The following is a 25,902-nucleotide window of genomic DNA, read 5'->3' as shown; positions in this document are numbered from 1 at the left end:
GGCATGGTGCGAAACCGTTGGATCGCAACCGTTTTGGTGCTGATCGCGGGAGCCGGTGTGACGGGCTGTGGCCAGGCGCAGACGGTGCCGCGCAAAGCCGCCCGGGTGACCGTCGGGGGCGCCACCCAGACGACGCGTCCCGCCGCGTGTAGCCAGACCCAGTCGTACCGGACCCTCGACATCGGCGATCACGATGCCCACGTCGAGGCGGTGGTGATGCTCAGCGGCTACCGGGCCATCCCGCAGTGGGTGAAGATCCGCAACTTCGGCGGGTTCACCGGCAGCTTCTGGCAGGGCGGGGTCGGGGACGCCCACGTCGACCTCACCAACGACGCCTACACGATTACCGGCAGCGCGTACGGAATCAGCAACAGCGATCCCAACAAGACGGTGACCACCGACTTCAAGATCATCGCCGAGTGCTGAGCCGGCACGCGAATTCCGCCTAGGCTGGGTCCAGACCACCCGAGCTGATGGAGGCCCCGTGAAGGAGAGATTGCACTGGCTCGTGATGCACGGGTTCATCCGGGGCGTCGCGGCGATCGGCATGCGGCGGGGCGACCTTCAGTCCAGGTTGATCGCCGACCCGACGATCGCCAACGACCCGGTTCCGTTCTACGAGCAACTGCGCGCCCGGGGGCCGCTGGTGAAGGGCCGGGTGAACTACCTGACCACTGACCATGCCCTGGCCCACGAGCTGCTGCGGTCCGACGACTTCCGCGTGGTGAACATGGGCTCGAACCTGCCGGCGCCGCTGCGTTGGCTGGAACGCCGCACCAACGACGACGATCTCCTGCATCCGCTGCGCGCCCCGTCGTTGCTGGCCGTCGAGCCGCCGGACCACACCCGCTACCGCAAGACGGTGTCGGCCGTGTTCACGCCCAGGGCGGTCGCCGCGTTGCGCGACAACGTCGAGCACACCGCGACCGACCTGTTGGATCGGCTGACCGGTCAGTCCGGCGTGGTCGACATCGTCGGGCGCTACTGCTCGCAGCTCCCCGTCGCGATCATCAGCGACATCTTGGGAGTCCCCGAGCGAGACCGGCCCCGGGTCCTGGAATTCGGCGAACTCGCCGCGCCGAGCCTGGACATCGGCCTGCCCTGGTGGCAATACCGCACCGTGCAGAAGGGGATCGTCGGGTTCAACGCCTGGCTCGCCGATCACCTGCGCGAATTGCGGCGCGCCCCGAGCGACAACCTGATGAGTCAGCTGATCCAAACCGCCGAAAGTGGCTCCGCCGAAACGCATCTCGACCCCGACGAACTTCAGGCCATCGCAGGCCTGGTGTTGGCCGCGGGCTTCGAGACCACGGTGAACCTGCTGGGCAACGGAATCCGGATGCTGCTGGACACACCCGAGCATCTGGACACGTTGCGTCGCCGACCCGAGTTGTGGCCCAACGCTGTTGAGGAGATTCTGCGCCTCGACTCGCCGGTGCAGCTCACCGCGCGGGTGGCGCTGCGCGACGTCGACGTGGCCGGCATGCGGATCAAACGCGACGACTTGGTGGTGATATACCTGGCCGCCGCCAACCGGGATCCGCGCACGTTCCCCGACCCCAACCGCTTCGACATCGAAAGGCCAAATGCCGGAAGGCATCTCGCATTCTCCGGCGGACGCCACTTCTGCCTAGGGGCCGCGCTCGCGCGGGCCGAGGGGGAAGTCGGGCTGCGGACGTTCTTCGACCGTTTTCCGGAAGTGCGGGCCGCCGGCACCGGAAGCCGGCGGGACACACGGGTGCTGCGCGGTTGGTCGACGCTGCCGGTGGTCCTGGGGCCGGCACGGTCGATGGCGCAGGTGGACGCCTGAGGCGCTAGCGGCGCCGCCGACGCCGCCGGCCCGGCCAGCTTCGGCTGCCGGAGCAGGCCGCGATGAGCGTGGTGGGGGCCGCCGTCACGGCGACGAGCGCCAGCCTTCGGATGGCTTCGCGCCGGGTCAGCAGGCCGTCGACCGGATCGGCCCCGATCTCCTCGGAGGTATCGCGCTGCGATGTCACGACGCAAGTATGCGGCAAAGCCGCAGCCAACAGCGGGATTTGTGCGCGGTTGGTCCACCGGCTAGGGGTCCTCGCCCGCGGGGCCGCTTCGCCAGCGCAGCACACCCGACGCGACGATGATCACCGCGGGCAACGTGCCGGCCGCGAAAATGCCGAACTGCCAAGCCCATCCGATCGCCTTGCTGCGGAATTCCTCGTCGTGGTAGAGCTCGGCGCCGGTGGGTGTCCTGGCGACGCAGCCGTGGGTCTTGGCCCACCAGTCGTTGCGCACCAATTCGTAGCCGTGGGTGTCCACCCAGTCGTGGCAATCCTCGCTGGTCCCCCAGAAGCCGCGGGCGAGCGCCCCGCCCGCGCCGGCCAGCATTCCGACCAGCGCGATCCCGATCAGCACCTTGGCCCGGGTGCTCATCGAGCGGCCGCTCATTGTCCGGCCAGGTAGCGGCCGAACCAATCGAGCAGCCGCTGCCACGCGTCGGCCGCGGCGGTGGCGTTGTAGCGCGGCCCGGTGTCGTTGACGAACGCGTGGTCCGCGTCGGGCTCGACGACGATCTCGTTGACCAACCCGGCGCGGTCAAGCGCGGCTTTCGCGGCGGCCTGCGTCCCGGTGACCCGCGCGTCCAGGGCCCCGTAGATCGCCAGCACGGCGGCCCTGGATCCGGCGAAGTCCGGGTTGGCCGGCAACGGCCCGTAGAACGGGACCGCGGCCGACACCCCCGGCGCGCCGGAGGCCAGCAGTTGCCACACCAGTCCCCCGCCGAAGCAGAAGCCCACCACGCCGACCTTCTGCCCCGGGGCGCGCTGCTTCAGTTCCGCGACACCGGAATTCAGGTCACGGGTGAACCGTTCCGGGGGGATGCCGCCCAACGCGGCGGTGGCCTGCGCCGGGTCGCGGAATGCGGCGGTGCCGCCCTCCTCCGACAACAGGTCGATGGCGAGCGCCGAATGGCCGGCCCCGGCGAGCCGCCCGGCCACCGAGCGCACCCAGTCGGTCAGGCCCTTGTTCTCGTGAATGACCAGGACGCACCCTTTGGAATCGGGTGCCTGCGCCCACGCCCCTTGCAGCTGCCCCTGTGGGCCGGCCCAGGTGATCGGCGTGGTCGGCCGCGTGTTCGCCGCACCGGGTGGTTGCTTTGAGCCGGTTGAACTTTCGGGAGCGGGCGCGGACGGTGCTTTCGCGGGGTTTCTCGCGGAGCATGCCGAGATGAGCTCGACGGCCGCCACGGTCCCAAGACCGAGCAGGGCCAGGCGCCGCAAGGTGTCGCGACGGGTCAGCAGGCCGTCGACGTGGTCGGTCGCGATCTCCTCGGCCAGGTAGCGGCGCAGCGTGGTCACCCTGGCGAGTATGCCGAAAGTCGATGGTTGACACCTGTCTGGTAACCCGGTTTATTTGCCGCTATGACGGAAGTTTCTGAGCTCGCGGTCGAGGACGTCGTGGTCGGGATGTGGCAGGCACTGTCGCGGCGGGACTGGGATGCGGTGAAGACGTTCCTGGCCGACGACTGTCTGTACGTCGACATGCCGGTGCCCGCGTTGGCGGCGCGCGGCCCGGACGACATCGTGAAACGGCTCAAGATCGGGCTCGAGCCGCTGGCGGGCTACGAGAACCACGACGGTGTGCTGGTGTCCAACGGCTCCGACGTCATCTACGAGCATTCGGAGACTTGGACTTTCGCGTCGGGCGAGCGGGGTGTGCTCAGGTTCGTCACCGTCCACAAGGTCGAGGACGGCAAGATCACCGTGTGGAAAGACTATTGGGACATGAACAGTCTCGTCGGCTTCGCTCCGCCCAACCACTTCGAGAAATTGGCGAGCGCCGACACCAGCTGGGTTTTCGACGCGTCGGCCTTGGTCTAAGGACGGCGCCGCCGCGCGCTACTTGAAGAAGTTGCTCAGGCCGAACAAGCCCGAGATGAGATTGCCGGTGTTCAACAGGCCCGACACCTGACCGGATAAGCCCGGGTTCAGGGCGCTCGGGACGCCGGTGTTGAAGAAGCCCGAGACGAAGGCGTTCACGGTGCTGCCGTAGGCCCTGTTTCCGAAGCCCGACATGAAGCCGTCGGCCGTGGTGCCGCCGCTGGCCGTGTTGCCAAAGCCCGAGACGTCGAAGCCGGTGTTGCCGAAGCCTGAGGTGGTAAGGCCGCTGTCACCGGTCAGCCCGAGACCCGTGTTGACGTTGCCCGAATTCCAGATACCCGTGTTGACGTTGCCGGAATTTCCCCATCCCGTGTTCGTGTTGCCCGAGTTCCAGAATCCCGTGTTCCCGCCCGTGTCCACGGTGCCGCCCGCGTTCCCGAAGCCGGTGTCCAATTGCCCCGAGTTGAAGAACCCGGTGTTCAGCGCGCCCGAATTGGCGAATCCGAAGTTCGCCGTGCCCGAGTTCCCGAACCCGACATTCCCCACGCCGGAGTTCCCGAGGCCGAAATTGCCGTGGGCACCGGGTGCGTTGATGGCCGCGTTGAAGATGCCGATGTTGCCGTTCCCGGAGTTGAAGAAACCGATGTTGCCGGTACCCGAGTTCCCGATGCCGATGTTGCCGCTGCCCGAGTTCAGGCCGCCGAGGTGGAACTGGCCGGTTACGTAGTTGTAGTAGGCATCGCCGACGCCGATCTCGTTGTCGCCGGTAAGACCCAAGCCGATGTTGGCGTTTCCGGTGTTCCCGGCGCCGGTGTTGCCGACGCCGGTGTTGCCGGCGCCGACGTTCGAGTTGCCGTTGTTTCCGATGCCCCAGTTGGCGTTGCCGGTGTTCCCGAACCCTATGTTGCTCAAGGGGCTACCCGGCGGGGTCGTAAAGTCGGTGTTGGTGTTCCCGAACCCGACGTTGAGGCTGCCGGTGTTGCCGCTGCCGAAGTTGAGGTTGCCGGTGTTGCCGCTGCCGATGTTGCCGACGCTGGGGTGCAGCGCGTTGCCGTTCCCGCCGCCGATGTTCCGGTCGCCGGTGTTCCCGGTGCCGAGGTTGGAGTTGCCGGTGTTCCCGTTGCCCACGTTGTTGGTGCCCCGGTTGCCCAGACCCAGGTCGAAGGTTGGGGCGGCAGCCACCAGGCCTTGCTGCAGGGCCTGCAACGGTGAGGCGTTCGCCGCCTCGGCCATGGCGTAGGTGATCCCCGCGCCGTTCAAGGCCTGCGCAAACTGGGCGTGGAACGCCGCCGCTTGGGCGCTCACTGCCTGAAAGCCCTGACCGTGGGCGGAGAACAGCGCCGCTATGGCCGCCGACACCTCATCCTCGGCCGCGGCCAGCACCCCGCTGGTGGGGGCTGCGGCCGCCGCGTTGGCGGCGGTGAGGGCCGAACCGATGTTGGACAGATCCGTTGCCGCCGACGTGAGGAACTCCGGGGCCGCCACCAGATAGGACATCGTTGTGCTCCTGCTCGATATCACCAACCCCCGGCGGACGGCACTTTATCGCCATCGCACCCCGGCGATGGGCGTTTCAACCAAAGATTCACCCCGGCGTCAGGATCTAGACGGCTACTGCTGTTTGTGTTTGGGACCCGCGGAGCTGCGGAAGTGGCCCCTTGTCGAAAATGGTTACCGCGCCTAATGATTGGTCATCGGCGGCCGGTCGCTCCCGCAGCCGCCGTCGGCGGCATAGCTAACCGTCAAAGGTGCTCCATGAGGCGGGACATCAGCTCGTCCTCGAGAAAACGGGGCTCGTGCAGCGGGTAGGTCCGCGGTTCGGGTAGCCCGATGTGAATGTGCCCGATCGCCGCGATTACCGCCGCGCCCGGCCAGTGGTGATGGGTCTCGGCGTCCGGCGCCGGAGAATCGGATTGCAGGTGAAATTTGGGCAGTAAGTGCAGCATGGCGGATGCCTTCGGATCGTGGCTGGCTCCTACCAGTAGTCAAGCCTATTCAACACATGTTAGACAAGCATGATGGGCGCCGGCAACGCCGATCGCCGAGGGAGAACCAACCCGACCGCGATCGGAAGGAGTGCGCAGATCCGATGATCACCCGGCGATGGAACGAGTCCGACGAGGCCAAGAGCAGCTACGTCAAGGAGCTGTTTTCAGCGCTGGCTTCGCGCTACAACGTGATGACCGATCTGTGGACCCTCGGGCTTCATCGCTTGTGGAAGCGACAAGCTATGGAGCTGTGTGCCCTGCGGCCGGGCGAGCGGGTGTTGGACGTCGCGACCGGGACCGGTGACCTTGCGTTCCTGGAGGAGGCGGCCGTCGGGCCGGACGGCAAGGTCGTCGGGGTCGACTCCTGCGCGGCGATGCTTGCGGTCGCGCGGGGCAGACACCTCGGCGGCGTCGACTTCCAGGAGGGCGACGCTATGGACCTGCGGTTCCCGGACGCGTCGTTCGACGTGGTCACGATCAGCTTCGGGCTGCGCAATGTCGCGGACCGCGGCCGGGCGCTGCGCGAATTCCGGCGCGTCCTGCGGCCGGGCGGCCGGTTGATGGTCCTCGATTTCAGCAGGCCGAACTCGAAGGTGCTGACGCTCCTGCACGACGTGCTCTACTTCGTGCTGATGCCGGCGCTGGGCTGGGCCGTGGCCTGGCACCGCGACGCCCATCATTACACCTCCGATTCCATTCGCACCTGGCTGTCACGGGACGGGCTCACCGAGACGATGCGGGATTCGGGCTTCGTCGACGCTCGCTACGTCTCCCTCAGCAGTGGGTTCGCCACCGTCCACTTTGGTCTGCGCGCGCCGGCCGATTCCACCGAAGCAGAGTTAATGCCTTCGGCTGCAACGGATTCGGCAATCCGCTCGTCGTCTAGCGCTGCAGGGCTTCCTGGATCAACAGGGTTGCAGAACGTTTGAGCACATCGCGCTCCCTGGCCAGGTCGGCGACCCCCTTCCGTAGCGCAATGAGCTCCTCGCGCTCGCTCAACGGCGACTGCGCGTCCCCGTTCAACAGGTCGAAGCCCTGCCAGCGCGGGCGTTCAGTCGCGGCCCCGTTCGCATGGGACTGCGCGCGGCCGTTGGGGCCACCGGCGCCGTTCCGCGGCGCGTTGACGATGCTGCCGATCGGACCAGTTGCGGGCATCCCGCCGAGCAAGCCCATCGACCCGGCCTGAGGCAACGCGTCGGCACCCGCCATCGGCAATCCGGTGGCGGCCAGCCGGATCTGCGGGGCGGCGCTGCCCCAGGATTGCGGCACCGAAAGCCCGCCTATCGACGCGGCCCGGCCTGCCGATGCGTCAACACCCCGCACCGAGTTCGCCAGGGTCGAGCCCGTGGCCAGGGGCACCCCGGATACATCGGAGACCGCAACCGTCGGCGCCGACAGAACCAATCCCGATTGGATCCACGGGTTTTCGAAGGGCGCGACCAGGAACGACACTCCCGAGGCCAGGAAGGCTCCCGTACTGAAGAGGTTTTGATAACCCGACGTGCCGAACATCAGGCCTTCGAAGGCCTGAACCGGGGCGCTGTTCAGCAGATCGAGCAGCCACTGCGCCGGCCCGCCCGAGGCGAGCCCTTGCAGCGCGTTCGGCACCGCGTTCAGTAGCTGTGTGAGCGTCGATTGGAGCGACGCGGCCGGTGCGCCGGTCGCCTGGCCGACCGCGACGGCCTGGGAGGCGATTCCGGCCTGGTCGGTGGTCTGCGCCGGCGTTCCGAACGGTGTCAGGGTCGTCGCGGCCGCCGAGGCGCCGGCGTAGGCGTACATCGCGGCGGCGTCCTGGGCCCACATCTCGGCGTACTGGGCTTCGGTGGCCGCGATCGCGGGAGTGTTTTGGCCGAAAATGTTGGTGGCCACCAACGCCATCAGCAACGCCCGGTTGGCCGCGATCACCGGCGGCGGCACCGTGGCGGCGAACGCCGTCTCGTACGCCGCGGCCGCCGACCGGGCCTGGTTCGCGGTCACCTCGGCGTATATGGCGGTGGCATTCATCCACTGCACGTAGGGAAATGCCGCCGCGGCCATCGACACCGAAGCCGCGCCCAGCCACTGTCCGCCGGTGAGCTGCAAGATCGCCGCTCGATACCCACTCACCGCCGAACCCAGCTCGGCCGCCAGCCCATCCCAGGCCGCCGCGGCCGCCACCAACGGGCCCGAACCCGCCCCCACATACATCCGCCCGGAGTTGACTTCCGGCGGCAATGCCCCGAAATCAAGGATGCTCATGGCCGGATCGCCTCCTTGATCAAGCGCGCCACCGCATCTCGCTCCATCGCGAGATCGGCCATCTCCTGGCGCAACTCGTTCAGTTCGGCGCGTTCGCGTTCACCCAACTCGACGTCCGAATCTCGTCGGGTCGGCTTCTCCGGAGAATCCGATGGTCTCGCCAGCATGCTCCCGCCCGTCGCGATCTCCGGGATCACTTTGTGACGGCCGCGGGCGTGGGCAGGCGCTTCCCCAGTTCGCGGTGCGTTGACGACGCTGCCGATCGGGGGCATGCCGCCGAACCAGCCGGCCGGGGCGACCGCCTCCGCCGGCGGCAACGCGCCCGCGCCCGCCATCGGCAATCCCCTTGCGGCAAGCCGGATTTCGGGCGCCGCGCTGCCCCAAGCCTGCGGAACGGTGAGCTCGCCGACCGACGCCGCCCGGCCCAGGCCCGCGGACACCTCCGTGCCGCTCACCGAGTTCGCCAGCGTCGAGACGTCTGACGCCGCCAGGCCCGCCGGTATCGCGCCGGCCACTGGAGCCACGGGCGCGAGCCCTGGGAACGCCGCCGAGATCAACGGGGCGACGAAGTAGATCGCGTCGACCGCCAAGAACGCCCCGCTATTGCCGATACTGTTGACGGGCATGCTCACCGCGGTGGTGAAGGTGTTGAGCGCGGTGCCCAGGGGGCTGTTCAAGAGGTCGAGCAGCCAGGTCACCGGATCGAATGGCGATGACGCCGCGGCGAGGCTACTCAGCGCGTTGGGCACCGCTGACAGGGTCTGTGACGCCGTCGACCGCGCCGACGAGGCCGCGGCCGCGACCGATTGGGCGCCGATTCCGGCCGGATTGGTGTTCGGCACCGGGGTGCCGAACGGCGGCAAGGTGGTTGCCGCTGCGGACGCGCCGGCGTAGCCGTACATCGCGGCGGCGTCCTGGGCCCACATCTCGCCGTAATCGGCTTCTGTCACCGCGATCGCGGCGGTGTTCTGGCCGAAAACGTTGGTGGCCACCAACGCCGAGAGCGTCGCCCGGTTGGCCGCGATCACGGCGGGTGGCACCGTGGCGGCGAAGGCCGCCTCATACGCCGCGGCCGCCGACCGGGCCTGGTTGGCGGTCACCTCGGCCTGGGCGGCGGTGGTAGTCATCCACCGCACGTATGAAAAGGCCGCCGTGGCCATCGACACCGATGCCGCGCCCAACCACTGCCCGCCGGTGAGCTCCAGGATCGTCGCCTGATACGAGCTGGCTGCCGAACTCAACGCCGCCGTCAGCCCATCCCAGGCCGACGCGGCCACCATCAACGGGCCCGAACCCGCTCCCATATACATCCGCGCGGAGTTGACCTCCGGCGGCAACGCCCCGAAATTCACGAGTAGTACCTCCTCGCTAACTGGCCCCGGGCGTAAGCATGGCGCTATTCGCCCCGGAAGGATAGAAATCGATACGACGATGCGGAGGGCGGCTTGGCACGGGCGGACTACGAACGGATGCGGGCGGCGCATCTGAATGCGGTGCGGGCCGGCCTGGAAGACCACGTCGAGCGTTCGCTCGGGTCGCCGACATCGGCGGACGCCGCGACGACGACTTCCGTTACGGCGCAACGACGATCCCGGCGATCGCGTTTCGTCACGTCCTGGGGACCGATCCTCGGATATCCGAGTATCAGGTCACCCAGACCGCCGCCGGGGCCGATATCGTGGTCGTCGGGGACCCAGACCGAGAGACGCTACGGGTTGCCCGGGGCGGCGATCCGGACCGAGGCGACCGACGGCCTGCGACGACATCGGGGCAGCGAAAGCTGCGGCGATTCATACCGATCTAGCGCTGCCGCGACGACGGCGCCGAAAAGGCGTTACCCCAAGTTCGATTGACCGCGACTCGAGCGCAGCTGCGGCTGTTCAGCCGCCTGTTCCTTGGCATAGCACAGCATCCGCTCGCTCAGGTGGATCAGCGGGTCCTCGTGCCCGCTCGGCATCGTATAGGCCAACCGGCGCAACTCGATGGCGAACTCACCCAGGCGCTGGCTCAGGGACGCGACAGACATGAGACGGCTAATACAAGTGGTGTGGTGCGGGACAACATCGCCCCCAAACTTTCCCAATGGTTCCTGATCTTGCTTGCGACGCGGCCCGACTCGTCAAGGAAAGCGTAGTTGCCGCTACAGCTTACTCACAATGGCAATTGTGAAAATCCCTGTCACCAGTTTCCGCCCCGCTTACGACTCGGCCAGGCTTTTCAGGCACTTCAGGGTCTCGGACAGGTTGCGGCCGACCTGACGCACCGCGATCCGGTCGGCGATGTAGCCGATCAAACCGCCGGGCGCCTGATAGGACAGCCGGAACGTCACCTTCGTCTTGCCGTCCGCGGCGTCGCGCAGCCGGATGCGCCCACGCAGGTTGACTCCGGTGATTCCCACCCACGCGACGTCGCGGCGGTCGTCGAACTCGACGATCTCGATCAGGCCGCCCACCGGCACCGAGCCGATCTTCCAGTGCACGGTGTAGCGGGCACCGACGCCGCGGTCGATGTCGTTGGACGACTCCCACCGCTCGAGGCTGGTCATGAACGACGGGTAGCAGTCCGGGTCGCTGACGATCTTCCAGACCGCGTCGCGGTCGGTGTTGATCACGCAGCGGCGTTCGACGCGCATCAGCCGATCACCGGGAATCGACGCTCGGCGGCCAGGCGATCGACACCGCCCTGCAGGCTGGCCATCACCTTGTCGTGCACGGCTTCGTCGTCACCGTCGACGTCGATCGGGTGCTGCACCTCGATGACGATCTTGGTCGGCAGCGGAATGTGGCCCGCGAGGTCGCTGATGTTGAGGCCCCACGGCAGGGCCAGCGATATCGGGACGCTCTTGAGCCGAAGCAGCTTGTCCGCCATCAGCAGCTTGGCCAGCCACTGCCCGCGGTTGAGGAACAGCGCGCTCTCCTGGCCGCCGACGCTGGCGACGGGAACGATCGGCACGCCGGCCTCCCGGGCCAGCCGCACGTAGCCCTTGCGCCCGCCGAAGTCGACCTTGTGGCGCTCCCATGATGGGCGGAACACCTCGTAGTCCCCGCCGGGGTAGACCAGCAGCGCTGCGCCGGATTCCAGTGCCAGGCGGGCGTTTTCGGGGTTGGCGGCGACGGTGCCGAACTTGCGCAGCCAGCCCAGCGGCGGCGCGGACACGACGAGGTTGTGGGCCAGCTGATAGAAGGGCCGCTCGACACCGAAGTAGGAGCAGAACGCGAGCGTGAACACGAACGTGTCCGGGGGCACGTTGCCGCCGCTGTGGTTGCCGACGAGCAGCACCGGCCCGTCGACCGGGATCCGGTCCAGGCCGCGCACGTCCGCCCGGAAGTAGAGCGACGCCAGCAGCCAGGTGCCTGGAAGCTGGTCGCGGATGTAGTCGGGGTCGCGCTGGTCAAGGTCGGCTTTCGGGACCCGCGACACCACCTGGTTGCGGGCCCACCCCAAGACGTCCCCCATGGTCGCCATTACGGCTGGGTACCCCGGTGCTACCGAGCGTCAAACGCGGTAGATGCGGGCGGCGTTGTCGCGGGCGATGAGGTCGACCACCCGGATCGCGTCGTCCCGGCTCCACTCTCCGTCGGCGACGAATCCGCTCAATACGCGATGAATACCTTTGCGCCACAACGTCGCACCGAGAAAATGCAACTCCGCGGGGCCGTACCCGTCCGATGAGTACAGGATCCTGCGGAAGGGCGCCATTTCCAGCAGCCGGGCGATGAACGACGGCGCGCGCGCCCCCAGGTAGTTGACGCTCAGCCCGCCGTCGACGTACACGTTGTTGAACGCCTGCGCCAGGTAACCGGCCTCGCGCTCGTAGGGATAGCAGTGCAGAAGCACTATCGGCGTGCCCGCGGACTGCCGCAGGAAATCGAGCAGCAGCAGCGGGTTGGCCCGGTGCAGATCGCAGTCCCGGTCGCCGAAGCCGACGTGGAATTGCAGGGGCTTGCCCAGCCGCAGCGCCTGGTGCAGCCCGAACCGCAGCAGCACCCGATCCCGTAGCCGGGTGCCGCCGTCGCCGCGCCACCGGCCCGCGGCCTGGGCGACCTGGGCGGCCGATGGTTCGCTCAGGTCACCGTCGAACCCGCCGCGGTAGGCCAGGATCGACTTGGTGCCGACCGCGGTGGCCGCGCGCCGGTGCAGGATCTCCTCGAAGGCCGAGGCGTAGTCACCCGACGCCTGCGCGGCCTGCTCGGCCACCTGCTCGAGCCGGACGACCTCGTGGGCGCGGTTGCCCGACCATTCGCGAAGCTCGGCGACGCCGGCGACGCCGTCGATCCCGGTGTCCACCAGCCAGTCGCTCACGTTGGCGGCCGGCAGGAACAGGCGCGCCAGCTCCGTTTCGGTGTGCTGGCTGCGGCGTTCCCAGTACGCTTGCGGTTCAACGTGTTTGGGCAGTCCGAGGATGGGTGCGCAATGGGCGCGTACGGCAAAGCCGAGCTGGGAGTCGAATCCCGAATCCGCGAGCGGTTCGGTGTTGGCCTCGTTGAGGGCATTCTCGAATCGCGCCCTATCCCCCGCCGCCAACCAGGACCCGTGCACGTGCTGGTCGATCAGCGCCACCTGATCGATGTGTTCGGCCAGGTCCGGGAAGTTCACAGGCTCCACGCCATGCGGAACTTGTCCGCCAGTTGCTCCGGGTCCAGGTCGCCGTAGCGCTCATGTTCCAGGCGGCGGACCGCGACCACCATGTCGACCGCGGCGTCGCCCAGGATGCCCCGCAGCAGCGCCGAACCATCAAGCGCGGCAAGGGTTTCCGACTGCGCTTCGGGCAGCCGGACGATGCCGGCCTCGGCGCCTTCCGACTCGGAAAGGTTGGCCGGGTCCACGGTGATCTCCGGTGGCAGTTGGGCCTCGCGCCTGATTCCGTCCAGCGCCAGGCCCAGGATCGCCGCCGTCGCCAGGTACGGGTTGGCGGACGGATCGACGATCTTGACTTCGACGTTGGCGCCGCGCGGGCTCGCGGGCCCACCCTTGACGAACCGCACCGCCGCCTCCCGGTTCTCGGTTCCCCAGCATGCATAGGCCCCGGCCCAGTTTCCGGGCCGCATCCGCAGACCCGACACGATCGATCCGCACAAGACGCCCTGGGCTTCGGGCAGCCCCGCGATCACCCCGGCGACGGCGTTCTCCCCCGCAGCCGTCATGCCCGCGCGCCCGGGCCCGTCGGAAAACAGCGGCCCTTCGGCGCTCGTCAGCGAAAAGTGTTGGTGCGCACCAGATCCGACGCCACCGGCGAACGGCACCGGTGACATGCTGACGCGCAGCCCCTGGCGGCGTGCGGCACGGCCGATGATGAGCCGGGTCACCGCCAGCTGGTCGGCGGCGGCGACCGGAGCCAGCGGCGCCAGCGAGATCTCGAACTGGTTGGCGCCGTACTCGGGGTGGAACTGCTCGATCGCCACACCGGCCGTCGTGGCCGCGGCGTTGACGTCGCGGATGAAGGCTTCGTGTTCGAGTACGCCGGCGAGGCCGTACTGCGCCCACAGCGCCGCGGGCAGCGGGCCGCCGTCGGGGGCGACCAGAAGGAACTCGATCTCGTGCCCGATGACCGCCTCGAGGCCCGCCTGGTCGAGCGCGGCCTCGATCCGGCCCAGCGTTCCGCGGGCGCACGCCGCAACGGGCGTGCCGTCCTGCTCGAAGAACGAGGCGGGCGCCCAGGCCAGCCCGTCGCCGACGATCCGCATCGCGGACAGGTCGATGCGCAGGCGCTGGTCGCCCACCACGCCGACGTCGTCCGTGAAGGCGATGCCGCTCTGGTCGATCGCGAAGCCGTGCCAGGACGGGCTGGCGCCGAGGCCGGGATCGGCGAAGGTGTTGGTGCGCCGGATGGGCACGGTCTTGGCGTGCGTGAGACCGGCGGGATTCACCACGGAGCCGATTACCGTGTCGACGCCTTCCCCCTCTAGCTGGGCAATCGCGGCGGCGGCGAGGGGCGTGGCTGTCATGGCAGCCATTGTGGCAACTCGATCAGTTCTGGCGGGGGACCAACTCGGCGGCGAATCGATCGAGGAAGTCCTCCAGCGGCGCGTTGCCGGCCGGCCGGATGACGAATTTCGTCAGCCCCGCGTCGATGTAGGCGTCGAGTTGGCGGTGCAGCTGATCCCAGTCGGCGGCGATCAGCTCGCCGGGATCGAGTTCGGGACGACGCCGCCGGATCGCGGCCACCAGCTCCGGGGACAGCTCGCCGTCGGCGACGGCGAGCGAGATGCCGTAGTGATCGGGTTCAATTTGCCGGTCGGCTTCCGCTGCGGCTCGTTCGATCGTCTCGCGACCCGCGCGCGCCTCGGTCGGGGTGAGGAAGCTGCCCAGCCAGCCGTCGGCCAGCGCGCCGATGCGCCGAAACGCCGCCGGTGCTGAGCCGCCCAGCCAGATGTCTAGCGGCGGGACGGGCCGCGGAGCGACCGCGGCCCCGCTCACCGTGAAATACCGGCCGCTGAAGCTGGCCGAGTCGTCGACCAGCGCCGCGCGCAGCACCCGCAGCGCTTCGTCGAAGACCGCCGCGCGTTCCCCGTCGGGGACCACGAACACCTCGCGCTCGGCCGGGATCGCCGAGCGCAAGCCGAAGACGGGCAGGACCCGCTTGGGGGCGATGGCCGCCAACGACGCCAGCTGCTTGGCCACCAGGACGGGGTGCCGGCCCGGCAGCACGGCCACCGACGTGCCCACCTTCAACCGGGTGGTGCGGGCGAGCGCGTAGGCCATGCCGACCACCGGATCGACCGCTGGGGAGTAGACCAGCTCGGAGAACCACAGCGAGTCCACACCGCCGCTCTCCAGGTGATCGACGATGCCGGCGAGCCGGTCCGGAGCGGTGTTGGCGCCCAGCCCGACGCCGAAGCGAATCTTCACAGGTATCGCAACGCCGGCGGTGTGCCCGTTTGTGCCCGCCAGACTTAACTGGCTGCGACGTTTCTGGGCGCGCCGTCGCAACGGTTGCAGTGTCGCGGCGGCTGGGTGTACTCGGCCGACACGGTGGTAAACGTTGCTGATTGTGGGAGGACCTGCCGGAAGCATCGGCCCGCGCTGATCGCTGCTAGCACCAATCGTTGACGTCCGCCGATGTGCTTAGCATCGGGTTCTGCATTGTCTAGATCGGATCGAACGCCGAAATAAGCCATTTGTCATGGACTTTGGTCAGACTGACCACGACGCTACTCGCCGTCTGTACTGGCCCGGGTGCGTCCTTGCTCGTGGTGGTCTGATCCAGGAACACCAGCACCCGAGCGGAGTCTGGGTGTAGTTCGGTGATCACGGCCCGTTTCACCGTGGCTTGGGTGGTGACGGCCTTCGTTTTGGCGGCGGGGGCCACGATTTGATCGGTGAACTTGCCGTAGTAGGTCAAGAAGTCACCGGTCAAGTGTGATTTTGCGGCCGCGAGGTCGCTTTCCAATTTGTCTGGCGTATACGAGAGGATCGCGACCGTGCCTTCGGAGGCCGCGGTGATTGCCGACTTCGCGGTGGTGTCGTTGGCCTGCTGGTCGTGTCGGTATTGGCCGAAGTACAGTCCGGCGGTGACGGCGGCGGCAGCGACCAACAGCAGCCCGATAACGATCAAGGGCCAGCGGGACAACGCTCGGCGTATCCAGTTGCGGCGCGCATCGATCGTCTGGTCGGCGGGTGTCTCTTCATCGCCGACAGCGGTGTCGCTGCAATCCTGTTCTGCCACTTTCGCCGTGGCGGGGTGAACCGTTGTAGCGTCCTGGTCTTCGACGTGCCCGATGGTCATGGGATGAACTCCATGCTGGACATCTTGATCTTCCCCGCGTCTCGGGCGAGTTTGACGCTGAGCCGCCACGAACGCGGCTGTTCTGGGGCGCCGGCGGTGTTGGTGAGAATAGAGCTGGCGGCGACCAGCACGACGGCCGTGTCGTCGGTCATGGACTCCACGCCGGCGGCTTGCACGGTGGTTTTGGTGGAGACTTTCGCGCTTTGCGCCACCTTGATGAAATCGTCGGCTGCGCCTTTGAATTCGTCTCTGAACTGCCCGGTGGAGCTATCAAGAATATGCTGGACATCGTCTTTGGCGCTGCCGGCGTTAATGGACATCAAGGTGACGACGACTTGTCGTGCCGCCGCAGTGAACTCCGCGGCACGCTGCTGCTTGCCCAGCACCGCGTGGTGGTTTCGGGCCATGACAGCACTCGTCGCCAGAAGCGCGGCGGTGCATAGCAATCCGATGCATGCTGCGACCGCCGTTGGTGACGGACGACGGAAGCGGCGCGCCTTCCTCCCCGGCGGCTCGTGGCCTTCATCGGTTCCCGACTTGGCGGCGTCGGCGGCTTCCCCGTCAACGGCTGCGGCGGGGGGCGGTTCGGTGTCGTTATCGGATGCGATCGAGGCCCGGTCGATACCGGGCGCCTCACCGGATTGCCCCGATGCGGCTTCGGTGGCACCGGCATGCTGGCCTTGGCGCATGGCCTGCACGCGGGCGCGGGCCGCTTGGGCGAGCGCTTCAGCTTCGATTGCTGCTGCCTCGGCCTCTTCGATCAGACTGGGAGCAGTTGGCCACAGCGCACCGGGATCGCTGTCAACGGGGTCGAGCTTGGGGGGTGAATGTGTGCCAGACATGCTGTTCTCTTTCCGTTTCCGCTGCATGCCCGGGCTCAGTCCAGATGGCTGATTGGCATGGATGCGGTCCGCAGACGAGAGGCTAGCTCTCTCGTCACGGATCCTGGAACGTGCTCTCCCGCTCAGTGAGCACTCGCGTGCGTGCTTGGCGCGCCGGTTCACCAGTGCCGCAGCGCGCACAATGCGCCCTTAGGGCCGCTGTTGGTCGCGACGATTGCCCCATCCACGGCTAATTCGCAGTGAAACTGCGGAGTGCCCGGCGCTGGCCCGCTGGTGGCAGTGACCGTCGCCCACTGATCGGGGGCGGTCAACATGACATCACGCGTCCATCGCGCGCCGGGACCGATGTCGGCCTCGGCCTTGGGGCTGAATTGGTACGGGTTGTGGCTGTATTCGGCCCAGTTGGGCGGGTCGGTGTCCCTGAAATAGATGCCTGCGTGGGTGGGCCGTTCCGCGGTGACGGTGTAGGTGACATGGTGCAGCACCGGCTCGTCCGCGCGTGCCGGTGGGATGCCCGCTGCGGCCATCACGCCGAGCAGGGTCATCGCCAGCCCGGCCAGGGCTTCGGTTCGAGGCCCGCGCGTGGGGTTGCTCATGTTGATCTCGAGTCCGTTTAGGTGTCGCCGCGGACCCAGCGGGGTTCACCGCTGACCGATAGGCAGGTGAGGAACAGACCGTCAGGTGCTTGCGCGACCGAGTTCTCGAAGCCCTCGCAGTTGGAGTTTTCGTCTTTGATGCCCTGCATCGAGGGGGAACGGAAGTATCGGGGCTCGTAACGCCGCGGAGAACCGCAGAAGACCAGCCGTCCCCAGGAGGTGGTGCCGAACACGTAGTGGGTGGTATCCGAGCAGGGGGCGCCCAGCACGACACCTCCGGTGATCCCGGGGACGCAGGAGGGGTCGTTGCACGCCGAAGGTTCGGCGCGTGCGGGTGCGGGCAGCACGGCGGCGAGAGTTATCACTGCCGCGGCGGCTGCCGTGATCGATCGCACCGCGCCACTGTAGGGACGAAAGGCGCTGACTCGGGCGAGATTTCCCGCTGGATGGACGGTGCGATCCACCGGGGTCATCCGGTCTTGACCAGTTTGAACGGCATGGTGATGAATAATGTGTTGCTGCGGCCGCATGCTCCGCTGGTTCCGGTTGTTTCGTCGGCGCCGGTCAGGACGGATGACGTCGGATCGACGGTGTCGCCGTCGGGGTTGGTGGGGACGAAACGGAAGACTTGGAGTCCTGGCCAGCTGGTTCCGTCCGGGCATGGTTGCCAGTTGTCCACGGGGTGCTTGACGTACCAGACACCGCCGGTTTGGTAGATCGGGGCGGTCCAGCCCCAGGTGCTGGTGACCGTGCCGGTGCATTCGGTGGGATAGCTGCAGGTTGTGCTGATGGTCCAAGTGCTTCGGAGGCTGGTCTCGTTGTGGAAGATGTCGTTGCTTTTGGCCCATTCCCCGTTCGAGGTGGCGGTGTAGGTGCCGTTGAGGCCCCACCCGTCGGCTGCGGCGGCTGGCGGCATCGCGTTGCATGACGCGATGACCGCGGCGGCCGCCATCGACAGGCCCACCGCCGCATAATGGGGGTGCATCGTATGTCCCGCAACGTTTTTGGTGGTGCGCTGACCCCGGGATGGGTGCGTGCTCATGTGGGGAAAAGGTCTTTCCATGACCGCGTCCCGGCGTGAGCGACCAGGTCCGATTGGCGATACACTGTGCCGTCTGGAGTGGCGTAGCGGCCCGTGCGCGGATCGTAGGTTGCGATGGCAACCGACGGCCCGGGTCGGTGGGATGCATAGGCACTAGGAGCGGCCTGCGGAACTGAGCCTTCAGGACCGGCCGGCGTTGCTGGATCGGCGGCAGGTAGTGGTCCGGGTGCCGGGTTGGGCCGCGGCGCTTCCGGTGGTGGGCCGGGCGCGGGGCCGGCCTGGAGCGCTGGAGGCGCCGGGGTGCCTTCTACTGGTCCGAAGATCTGGTCTCCGAAGCTAACCCGATCGTCGGGCGGAACGCCTTGGGCGATGAGGTTCGGGTCGGCCGGGTACGGACCCAGAACGTGTTGGCGGATCGCCAACGGCTCGAACGGTTTGTCGCTGTCACAGATCTCGACGGTCGGGGCGCGTTTGCCGGGGTGTCCCATGCACGGGTAGTTGCGGGCGCCGCGAACCCCGATGGGTGAATCCTGGGGCAGTTTGCAGTACAAGCCGTCAGGAGTGTCGATCACCGACGTGTCTTCCGGCGATCGCCACGACGAGGGGGGCAGGAATCCGACCGTGCAGGCCGGCGGATCTCCGATCGTTAGTGTGAAGTCGCCCAACGACATTCCGATGGGGTTGTTCTTCGGTGCGCCGTAGGACTGGGTGGAGGCGATGGTGGGCGGCAGCAACACCAGCAGTTGCTCGAGCGAGGGATGATAGGTGACTCCGACCTGTCCGAAGGTGGTGAGGTTCGCCAACAGGGTTGGTAGCGTGGGTTTGACCTGTTCGAAAAGTCGTGATGCCTCGTCGGCTGCGCCGGGCGCGTTGTGCAGCAGGGTTTTCACCTGCGGGTCATTGGTGACCAGCTGTTGGCTGATGCCGGCCAGGCTGTGCGCCCAGGTCCGGATGGCGTCGGTGGATTGCGCCTGACCGTCGAGCAGTGGCGCGCTGTCGTCGATGAGAGCCCGCCCCTGTTCGGCGTTCGCGTTCGCGTCGCCGATGAGCCGTGAGGAGGAGTCCAGCAGCGATCCGAAGTCGTATCCAGATCCGTTGAACGCCTTGAATGTTTCGTTGAGCAGGCCGCCGATCTTGGTCTTGGGAACGCTGTCGATGAGTAGGCTGATCTGGTCCAACATCGGTCCGACAGCCTGCGGGATCGAGGTGCGCGCCTCGGGGATCACCGAGCCGTCGTGAAGGTAGGGTCCCGCCGCGGTGACTGGCTGCAGGTCCACGTATTGTTCGCCGACGGCCGACACGCTGAGCACGGCCGCGTGCAGATTCGCAGGGATCTTCGGGGACGTGGTGAGCGAGAGCGTGGCAACAGCGCCGGTACGAGTGGGCCGTACCTCGGTGACTTTTCCGACCTCGACGCCGCGGTAGGTCACGTTGGAAAACTGGTAGAGCCCTCCGGTGCCGGACAGCTCGAGCGTGACTGCCATGCGGCCAATGCCCAACAGGGTCGGCACCTGCAGGTATTCAACGATCATCACGGCCATGCCGATGACCGAGGCGATCGTGAAGATGATCAGCTGGGTTCGGACGAAACGCGTCAGCATCAGCGGTCCCCCATATCTCTGGGCACGAAATCGGTCGGCGCCGGAACCGCCGGTGTGCGTGGTGGGGTGATCACCGGTGCGTCGCCAGCTGCTGGCGGACCGGCCATGGGCGGCATCGCCACCGCGTTGGGCGGAGCCGTGATGGGGGCGTTGAGCGGATCTTTGGTGAAGGTGCTGTACCACGGGTCACCCGGCGCGGGCACCAGCGAAGCACCCTCCTGGCCCCACCGGGTCCCCAACAACAGCCCTCGCTTGAGTCGGGGAATGGTGAAATCGAAGGTGATGAACTCGTTCAAGTAGTCGCCCCTGATCGCGCGATCGATGAAGTTCTGCGGGTAGGGGTAGTTCGGCACGAAGGCGAGCATGGTGTCTAGGTCGGGGCCAACGTCGGCGAGCGCGCGCACGGTGGGCTCCAAATTCTTCAGGTTGGTGACCAGATCAGCGTGGGTGGCGTCGATCAATCCGGTGGCGGTATTGCTGAACACCCGGAATTTCTCCAACGCGGTGGTGATCCGCGGCCGTTCTTTGATCAACACATCCAGTGCCGGGGGGATGCGCTGCAGCGCTTGGGTGATGACCCCACTTTGCTCTGCCATGGTGCCCGCCATGGTGTTCAGCGCGGTGATCGACGCGTTGATGTTGTCGCGTTGCGTATCGAGCACCCCGACGAAATCGTTCAAATGGGTGAGCAGATCGCGGATCTTGTCTTCGCGACCGCCCAAGGCTGCGTTGAACTCATTGATCAGACTCCCGACCTTCCCCAGTCCCCCGCCGTTGACGATCACCGATAGTGAGCTCAGTGTCTTCTCGGTGGAGGGATAGGTCGATGAGTGCTGCAGACCGATGGTGGCTCCGGGCTGCAGCCGTCCGGTCGCCGGCTCGCCCGGCGGTGGGTTCAGCTCCAGGTGCATCGAGCCCAACAGGCTGGTCTGACCGACGGCGGCCACAGCGTTGGCGGGCACGACCGCATCAGGACGCACGGAGATCTCCACGTCGGCGTGCCAGTTCCGCAGTGTCATCTTGCCCACACTGCCGACGACGACATCGTTGATCAGCACCGGCGAATTCGACTCAAGTGTGCCGACATTCGCGATTTCGACGTGGTAGATCACAGCGTCCGGCCCGCGGCCGGTGGTGCCGGGCAAGGCCAGTGAATTCAGTCCGTCGAACGTGCATCCGGTCGTGGTGATCAGTATCGATGAAATGATCAGCGCCGCGCGGCGCACCGAGCGCGGTCTCATCGTGGTGTCCCGCCGGCGGGTTGCGGTGTGGGGTCACCCGGTGGTTGAGCTGGGGCGGGCACCATCATGTCTTGCAGAGAGGCCGGCGCGGGCACGGGTTGCGCCGCGGTGGGCACTCCGGGGGGAATCGGGGCACCGGGAAACAATGCCGGCTGGGGGTCTGCCGGCAACCCGTGGGGTGTGTAGGCTCCTGGCGGACCCGGCGGCAGATCCCAGCCCGCCGGTGGTGGGATGTCGCCGGCACCGGTATAGGCCGACACGGCGGGCGGGTCCGTGGGCAGTGCAGGCACGCCGCCCGGTCCGCCGGGAGCCAGGTTCGGGTCGGAATACACAAGGTTTTCCGGGCTCGGCGACTTGGCGAGATAGGCGTTGAACGGTATGGGCAGGTAGTTGAAATTGATCAGGCGCAGCGCGGGGCCGAGGTACTGCGCGCAGAGTTTGCCGGTTTCAGTCGCGGTGGCGTTTTTCACCGCTCCGATGGCCGAGCACACCAGCGTTACCGGGTTGGCGAAGTTCGACATGGCGAAGGCTCCTCGAGCGGTTCCGCTGTCGGGGCTGTAGATGTTGTAGCCGTTGGCGATGGCGTTGGGCGCCACGTGGAGGAGATTTTCCACCGCCATGCGGTGGTCGGCCAGATTCTGGGTCACATTGGCCAGCCGCTGAATCTGTTCTGCGGCCTGGTCTCTGCTTCCGGCGATGAAGCGCTGCACCTCGCCGACGGCTGATGACAAGTTGGTCAACGCCGCGTCCAGATCTGACCGGTTGCCGTCCACGATGCTGGTCACGCTGGCCAGGCGGTCTTGGAATTCAACGATCTGAACGTTGCTGTCGCGCAGTGCGGTGACGAAAATCTGCAGGTTCTTGATGATGTCGGCGATGTTGCCGCTGCCGCCGGCCAGGATGCGGCCGACTTTGGACAGTTGAGCGATAGTTTGGCGAAGTTTGTCGCCGTTGCCTGCCATCGCGTTGGCCGCGCTGTCGATAAAGTGTCCCAACGCAGTGGTGGAAACGCCGTGGGTAGGACCCAACTCCGTGGCCAGCCGCGTCAGTTGCGTTTTGACCTGATCCCACTCGACGGGCACCGCGGTACGGTCGGCGCCGATCACCGCCCCGTCGGGCATCCGCGGCCCTCCCGGTCCCTTGGCTTCATAAGCCGGCGTCAGCTGTACATAGCGTGCAGCGACAAGGTTTTGGGCCATGATCACAGCCTTGGCATCGGCCGGGATCGGCACGCCGTGATTGACCGCGAGAATCATTTTGGCCTGTGTACCTTGCGGCTCAATGGATTTGACGCTGCCCACTTTGACACCCGCGACTCGGACCTCGTCTCCGGGATAGATGGCGGTCGCCGAGCTGAAATACGCGGTAATCGTCGTGGGTCCGAAGAACTCCCGGCGAACCACGAGTCCGGTGCCCGCAACGAGGAGCGCCACCAAGACGGTCAGCAGCGCTTTGGTGAGCCGCGGCCTTGTCGTCTTCATTAATGCCCTCCGGGAATGGCGTTGTGCGGCCAGGGGAATTCGGCGCGCGGGCCGGCATTGTCAGGTGGTTGCCCCGCGTTGACGCCGCGCCGGAATCCGAAGATGTAGTCCAGGAATGGCTGAATGGATTGCGCCGGGATCAGGTTTCCTACGAAGGCGTTGTAGTAGAAGCCGTTGTTTACCGATTCGCCCTGGGTGACTTGGTATTTCGCTAGTCCGACGATAGCCTTGGCGATGTTGTCACGGTTTTTTTCCAGCATCGCGGTGACCGAGTTGAGCTTTGCCAATGTGGGCGCCAGTTCTTTTTCGTTGTCGGCCACCATGCCGGTTAGCTGTTGGGCCAGCGCCGAGGTGTTGGCAAGCAGGTTGACGATCGCGTAGCGGCGTTGATTCAGCACACCCATCAGGTCGTTGGCGTTGAGCAGCAGTGTGTTGACCTGCTGGCTGCGCGCCGACAGGATCGCGGTGACGTCGGCAGCGCTCTTGAGTAGATTGGCCAGCGATTCGTTCCTGCTGTTCAACGATTGCGACAGCCGGCTTAGGCCGTCGAAGGTCGGCCCAAGGCGAGGGGTGATCCGCTCGATGGTCTCCGTCAGTGTCTCCAAGGATCGGTTGAGCGAACCGGTGTCGGTCTGGGCGGTGTTGTCGGTGAAGTCGCTCACGGCGTCGGTCAATGAATAGGGCGAGGATGTTCGAAAGACGGGGATGACGTCGGAGGCGTGCATCGTGCCGCCGCCTGCGGGCTCCACGGCCAGCATCCGCGCCCCCAGCAGGGTACCGGTCCTGATGTGCGCGGTGGTCTGCGATCCCAGATGCACGTTGGCTTCCAGGGTGAAGGTCACCAACGCTTTTCCGTGATGGAACGCGACGTCGGAAACCGTTCCCTTTTTCACACCTGATACGCGGACGTCATTGCCGGCCGTCAGGCCGCCGGCCTCGGTGAACAACGCTTGGTATCGGATCGAGGTGGCCATCGACAACAGCTGTTGGGGGTGGAGTCCGATAATGATGATCAGCGCGACCAGCACGACACCGATGAAGCCGGTCCGGATGAGTTGGAACCCGTGGTATTTCAGCATCAGGGCTCCCCGCATCTTCCCGTATTTTGGATGATCCACGGGAACACAGCGGTGCGGCCTTGAAGGTCTGTGACCCGGATCGAGATTCCGCACAGGTACTGGTTGATGAAGCTGCCGTAGGCGCCGAGCCGGACGAGTTTGCGATAGTTCTCGGGCGCCCGTTTTAGCGAAAGGTCCAGGCGCGCTTTGTCGTTGTCAAGCAACGGGGCCAACCGATTGAGTTGGTCGACGGTGCCCGCCAAGGGGGGGCGGGCCTGGGTGAGTAGGTCCCCTAGCGATGCGGTTCCCTTGTCGAGTGCGGTGATGGCGTCGCCGATGGGATCACGTTCGTGCGACAACTCGGTGATGAGCCGCTCCAGGCGATCCACGGTCCCGGAGAACTTGTTGCCGTCTTTGGCGACCGTGGCGATTACTTCGTTGAGGTTGTCGACTAATTGCTGGACCACTTGACCGTTGTCTGCCAACGCATTCGAAAAGGAGGACGTTTTGGCGAACAGCGACTCCACGTCGCCGCTGCTGCCCTGCAGAATCTGAATCAACGAGCTGGTCAGCGCGTTGACCGCTTGTGGATTGAGGCCCTGGATCACTGGTTTGAGGCCACCCAAGAGCAGGTCGAGGTCGAGTGCCGGCTCGGTGCGCTCTTTCGGGATCTGTGATCCGGGCGGTTGGATCTTCGCCGAGCCGGGCGCGTCCAGAAGGTCCAGGTAGCGGTCACCGACCAGGTTGAGGTAGCGCACCGCCACCCGGGTGCTGGTGGTGAGCGCCACGTCGCGGTTGGCGTCGAACGTCACCACCACCGCGTTGTCGGGTCGCAGCGAAACGCCGTTGACCGTTCCGACGCGAATCCCTGCGGCGCGCACCGAGTCACCAGATTTCAGGCTGGAGGCGTCGCTGAACACCGCCGAATAGCCATACGTCGAACCCGTGCGGTACTGGCCGAGAATAGCGAACAGCGCGGCGGTCAACAGCGCGGTCACCAGCGCGAAGGCCCCGAATTTCAGGGCGGTCCCAGCCGAGCCGGTCATCCGGGCATGCCGATCTGCGGGGTGTTACGCGGTGGGCCATCGATCGGGCCGAACAAAATCTGTTTGAGGCGGTTGGAGTTCAACAGGATTCCCTGGTTCCCGTATTGGGCCTGATTGGCGTCGATGTCGGTGACGAGGTAGGGCGGGCGGTTCCCGAAGCCCACGTCCGGTAGACCCATACACTGTGGGCCGCCGGTCGCGGCGACCTTGGGGAGGTTTTGGGGATAGCGGTAGCGTTCGGTGCCCAGCAGAAACGAGTCCAGCAACAGGACGCCGGGGACCGGCATAGGTGGGCCGGTGGCCAGCGGCTTGAGGCCGGCCAGGGCGCAGGTGAGCGCCTGGTTGTATTTATTGGTCAGGTCGGTGGTAGGTACCAGCAGATGCAGGACTGCGGTAAACGCTTGCGCGTTGGTTGCCACCACGTCGTTTCCGGTGTCGGCCAAGGCAATCGCGCTGATGAGTGCGGAGTCGAGATCGTGTTGGCGGTCGACGACGGTGTCGCTGACCCGCGTCGAATTCTGGATCGTCCTGATCAGGTCGGGGGCCGCGTCGGCGTAGGCACCGATGACCTGCGGAGCTATCGCGAACTCGTGGCTCAAGGTGCTCAGACTTGGATCGATCTTGGTCAACAACGTGTCGAGATCGGCCAGGGTGCGACCAAGCTTGTCGCCACGCCCGGCGAAGGCCTGGGCGAGTGCGCCCAGCGTCTCGTTGAGCTTTTCGGGTTCGATTTGGGACAGCACCGAGACCAAGTGCTCGAACAGCGTGTTGATTTCGACGGTGACGTGGCTGGAATCAAGGACCTGGCCGGCCTTCAGCGGCTGCGGGGACGCATCCGGCGGCGGTATGAGCTGCACGAATTTCGATCCGAAGACCGTTGTCGATTCGATGTCGACACGGGTATTGGCTGGGATGAGGTGCAGCGAGGACGGATCCATCGCCAGGTGAATGGCGGCCCGCCCGTCAGGCAAGTTGTCGATCGAGGAGACCTTACCCACTTGTGCGCCGTGCAGTTTGACCTTGGCGTCGGGGTTCATCACCAGACCTGCCCGCGGCGAAAGCACCGTGACTGGAACCGATTCGACGGCGCCACCTTGAAAGAGCACGACAGTTCCGGCGACGATGGCAGCGATCACCGCGATCGCGGCCGCACCCAGCAGCGGGCGCAGAGCTGAGGTTGACACCGGATTTT

Annotated in this window: 28 protein-coding genes; 4 read left to right on the top strand and 24 right to left on the bottom strand. The window is 66.5% G+C overall.

What is annotated here, in order from left to right; genetic code table 11:
- Positions 1–3: 3 nt before the first annotated feature.
- Positions 4–426, top strand: coding sequence for a lipoprotein LpqH (locus tag A5706_RS27465; protein ID WP_068138221.1), 423 nt, complete (start codon positions 4–6; stop codon positions 424–426).
- Positions 427–484: 58 nt separating this feature from the next.
- Entirely contained in the window at positions 485–1,810 is a 1,326-nt protein-coding gene (locus A5706_RS27460; RefSeq protein ID WP_068138220.1) for a cytochrome P450, read from the top strand.
- Positions 1,811–1,814: 4 nt separating this feature from the next.
- Here the strand turns inward: A5706_RS27460 and A5706_RS27455 are convergent, their stop codons facing one another.
- The 3 genes from A5706_RS27455 to A5706_RS27445 all read right to left on the bottom strand — a co-directional run bounded on the left by A5706_RS27455 (position 1,815) and on the right by A5706_RS27445 (position 3,329).
- Positions 1,815–1,997, bottom strand: coding sequence for a hypothetical protein (locus A5706_RS27455; protein WP_068138219.1), 183 nt, complete (start codon positions 1,995–1,997; stop codon positions 1,815–1,817).
- Between the two features lie 61 nt (positions 1,998–2,058).
- Positions 2,059–2,406 (bottom strand): hypothetical protein, encoded by a 348-nt coding sequence (locus tag A5706_RS27450; RefSeq protein ID WP_156767370.1) that lies wholly within the window; start codon positions 2,404–2,406, stop codon positions 2,059–2,061.
- An 11-nt stretch (positions 2,407–2,417) separates the two neighbouring features.
- Positions 2,418–3,329, bottom strand: a complete 912-nt coding sequence (locus tag A5706_RS27445; protein WP_068138209.1) for a dienelactone hydrolase family protein — start codon at positions 3,327–3,329, stop codon at positions 2,418–2,420.
- A 63-nt stretch (positions 3,330–3,392) separates the two neighbouring features.
- Here A5706_RS27445 and A5706_RS27440 point away from each other — a divergent pair, with 63 nt between their 5' ends.
- Entirely contained in the window at positions 3,393–3,851 is a 459-nt protein-coding gene (locus A5706_RS27440) for a limonene-1,2-epoxide hydrolase family protein (RefSeq protein WP_068138207.1), read from the top strand.
- 18 nt (positions 3,852–3,869) lie between these two features.
- Here the strand turns inward: A5706_RS27440 and A5706_RS27435 are convergent, their stop codons facing one another.
- Both A5706_RS27435 and A5706_RS27430 read right to left on the bottom strand, forming a co-directional pair.
- Positions 3,870–5,348 (bottom strand): PE family protein, encoded by a 1,479-nt coding sequence (locus A5706_RS27435; protein WP_068138204.1) that lies wholly within the window; start codon positions 5,346–5,348, stop codon positions 3,870–3,872.
- Between the two features lie 245 nt (positions 5,349–5,593).
- Positions 5,594–5,797: a hypothetical protein gene (locus A5706_RS27430; RefSeq protein ID WP_068138199.1), complete on the bottom strand. Its 204-nt coding sequence runs from the start codon at positions 5,795–5,797 to the stop codon at positions 5,594–5,596.
- A gap of 143 nt (positions 5,798–5,940) precedes the next feature.
- Between A5706_RS27430 and A5706_RS27425 the strand changes: the two genes are divergently transcribed.
- Positions 5,941–6,768, top strand: coding sequence for a ubiquinone/menaquinone biosynthesis methyltransferase (locus A5706_RS27425; RefSeq protein ID WP_068138196.1), 828 nt, complete (start codon positions 5,941–5,943; stop codon positions 6,766–6,768).
- Here the strand turns inward: A5706_RS27425 and A5706_RS35055 are convergent.
- The 19 genes from A5706_RS35055 to A5706_RS27330 form a co-directional block, all read right to left on the bottom strand.
- A complete protein-coding gene (locus tag A5706_RS35055) occupies positions 6,722–8,077 on the bottom strand; it encodes a PPE family protein (protein WP_068138193.1) in 1,356 nt (451 codons plus the stop codon). The two genes, A5706_RS27425 and A5706_RS35055, sit on opposite strands and share 47 nt — an antisense overlap.
- The gene (locus A5706_RS27415; protein ID WP_068138190.1) at positions 8,074–9,429 is read right to left on the bottom strand and encodes a PPE family protein; all 1,356 of its coding nucleotides are present in this window, start codon (positions 9,427–9,429) and stop codon (positions 8,074–8,076) included. Before A5706_RS27415 ends, A5706_RS35055 begins: the two co-directional genes overlap by 4 nt.
- Positions 9,430–9,911: 482 nt before the next feature.
- Positions 9,912–10,103, bottom strand: coding sequence for a hypothetical protein (locus tag A5706_RS27410; protein ID WP_068138188.1), 192 nt, complete (start codon positions 10,101–10,103; stop codon positions 9,912–9,914).
- A 171-nt stretch (positions 10,104–10,274) separates the two neighbouring features.
- Positions 10,275–10,709: an SRPBCC family protein gene (locus tag A5706_RS27405; protein ID WP_068138185.1), complete on the bottom strand. Its 435-nt coding sequence runs from the start codon at positions 10,707–10,709 to the stop codon at positions 10,275–10,277.
- The gene (locus tag A5706_RS27400) at positions 10,709–11,542 is read right to left on the bottom strand and encodes a lysophospholipid acyltransferase family protein (RefSeq protein WP_068138183.1); all 834 of its coding nucleotides are present in this window, start codon (positions 11,540–11,542) and stop codon (positions 10,709–10,711) included. Before A5706_RS27400 ends, A5706_RS27405 begins: the two co-directional genes overlap by 1 nt.
- 30 nt (positions 11,543–11,572) lie before the next feature.
- Positions 11,573–12,673, bottom strand: coding sequence for an amidohydrolase family protein (locus A5706_RS27395; RefSeq protein WP_068138180.1), 1,101 nt, complete (start codon positions 12,671–12,673; stop codon positions 11,573–11,575).
- Entirely contained in the window at positions 12,670–14,022 is a 1,353-nt protein-coding gene (locus A5706_RS27390; RefSeq protein WP_068138176.1) for a glutamine synthetase family protein, read from the bottom strand. Before A5706_RS27390 ends, A5706_RS27395 begins: the two co-directional genes overlap by 4 nt.
- A gap of 22 nt (positions 14,023–14,044) precedes the next feature.
- Positions 14,045–14,926: a TIGR03854 family LLM class F420-dependent oxidoreductase gene (locus tag A5706_RS27385; RefSeq protein WP_068138173.1), complete on the bottom strand. Its 882-nt coding sequence runs from the start codon at positions 14,924–14,926 to the stop codon at positions 14,045–14,047.
- 238 nt (positions 14,927–15,164) lie between these two features.
- A complete protein-coding gene (locus A5706_RS27380) occupies positions 15,165–15,803 on the bottom strand; it encodes a twin-arginine translocation pathway signal (RefSeq protein ID WP_231985434.1) in 639 nt (212 codons plus the stop codon).
- Positions 15,800–16,645, bottom strand: coding sequence for a hypothetical protein (locus A5706_RS27375; RefSeq protein WP_082964686.1), 846 nt, complete (start codon positions 16,643–16,645; stop codon positions 15,800–15,802). The genes A5706_RS27380 and A5706_RS27375 overlap by 4 nt, the downstream gene beginning before the upstream one ends.
- Before the next feature lie 158 nt (positions 16,646–16,803).
- A complete protein-coding gene (locus A5706_RS27370) occupies positions 16,804–17,241 on the bottom strand; it encodes a hypothetical protein (protein WP_369831964.1) in 438 nt (145 codons plus the stop codon).
- Positions 17,242–17,258: 17 nt separating this feature from the next.
- A complete protein-coding gene (locus A5706_RS27365) occupies positions 17,259–17,636 on the bottom strand; it encodes a hypothetical protein (RefSeq protein ID WP_068138168.1) in 378 nt (125 codons plus the stop codon).
- A 74-nt stretch (positions 17,637–17,710) separates the two neighbouring features.
- Entirely contained in the window at positions 17,711–18,226 is a 516-nt protein-coding gene (locus A5706_RS27360) for a hypothetical protein (RefSeq protein ID WP_068138166.1), read from the bottom strand.
- Between the two features lie 53 nt (positions 18,227–18,279).
- Positions 18,280–19,884: an MCE family protein gene (locus A5706_RS27355; RefSeq protein ID WP_068138164.1), complete on the bottom strand. Its 1,605-nt coding sequence runs from the start codon at positions 19,882–19,884 to the stop codon at positions 18,280–18,282.
- Positions 19,884–21,125, bottom strand: a complete 1,242-nt coding sequence (locus A5706_RS27350; RefSeq protein ID WP_068138161.1) for an MCE family protein — start codon at positions 21,123–21,125, stop codon at positions 19,884–19,886. Before A5706_RS27350 ends, A5706_RS27355 begins: the two co-directional genes overlap by 1 nt.
- Positions 21,122–22,606, bottom strand: a complete 1,485-nt coding sequence (locus A5706_RS27345) for an MCE family protein (protein WP_068138158.1) — start codon at positions 22,604–22,606, stop codon at positions 21,122–21,124. Before A5706_RS27345 ends, A5706_RS27350 begins: the two co-directional genes overlap by 4 nt.
- Entirely contained in the window at positions 22,606–23,685 is a 1,080-nt protein-coding gene (locus A5706_RS27340; RefSeq protein ID WP_068138292.1) for an MCE family protein, read from the bottom strand. The genes A5706_RS27345 and A5706_RS27340 overlap by 1 nt, the downstream gene beginning before the upstream one ends.
- Complete coding sequence (locus tag A5706_RS27335; protein ID WP_068138153.1) at positions 23,685–24,710, bottom strand: MCE family protein; 1,026 nt, start codon at positions 24,708–24,710, stop codon at positions 23,685–23,687. Before A5706_RS27335 ends, A5706_RS27340 begins: the two co-directional genes overlap by 1 nt.
- On the bottom strand, positions 24,707–25,894 hold the full coding sequence (locus A5706_RS27330; RefSeq protein WP_068138150.1) for an MCE family protein: 1,188 nt from the start codon (positions 25,892–25,894) through the stop codon (positions 24,707–24,709). Before A5706_RS27330 ends, A5706_RS27335 begins: the two co-directional genes overlap by 4 nt.
- Positions 25,895–25,902: the final 8 nt, after the last annotated feature.

The organism is Mycobacterium sp. E796 (genome assembly GCF_001672815.1).
Lineage (GTDB): Bacteria > Actinomycetota > Actinomycetes > Mycobacteriales > Mycobacteriaceae > Mycobacterium.
The sequence above is the reverse complement of the archived record's forward strand: the minus strand, read 5'-3'. Positions and strand labels throughout refer to the sequence as shown.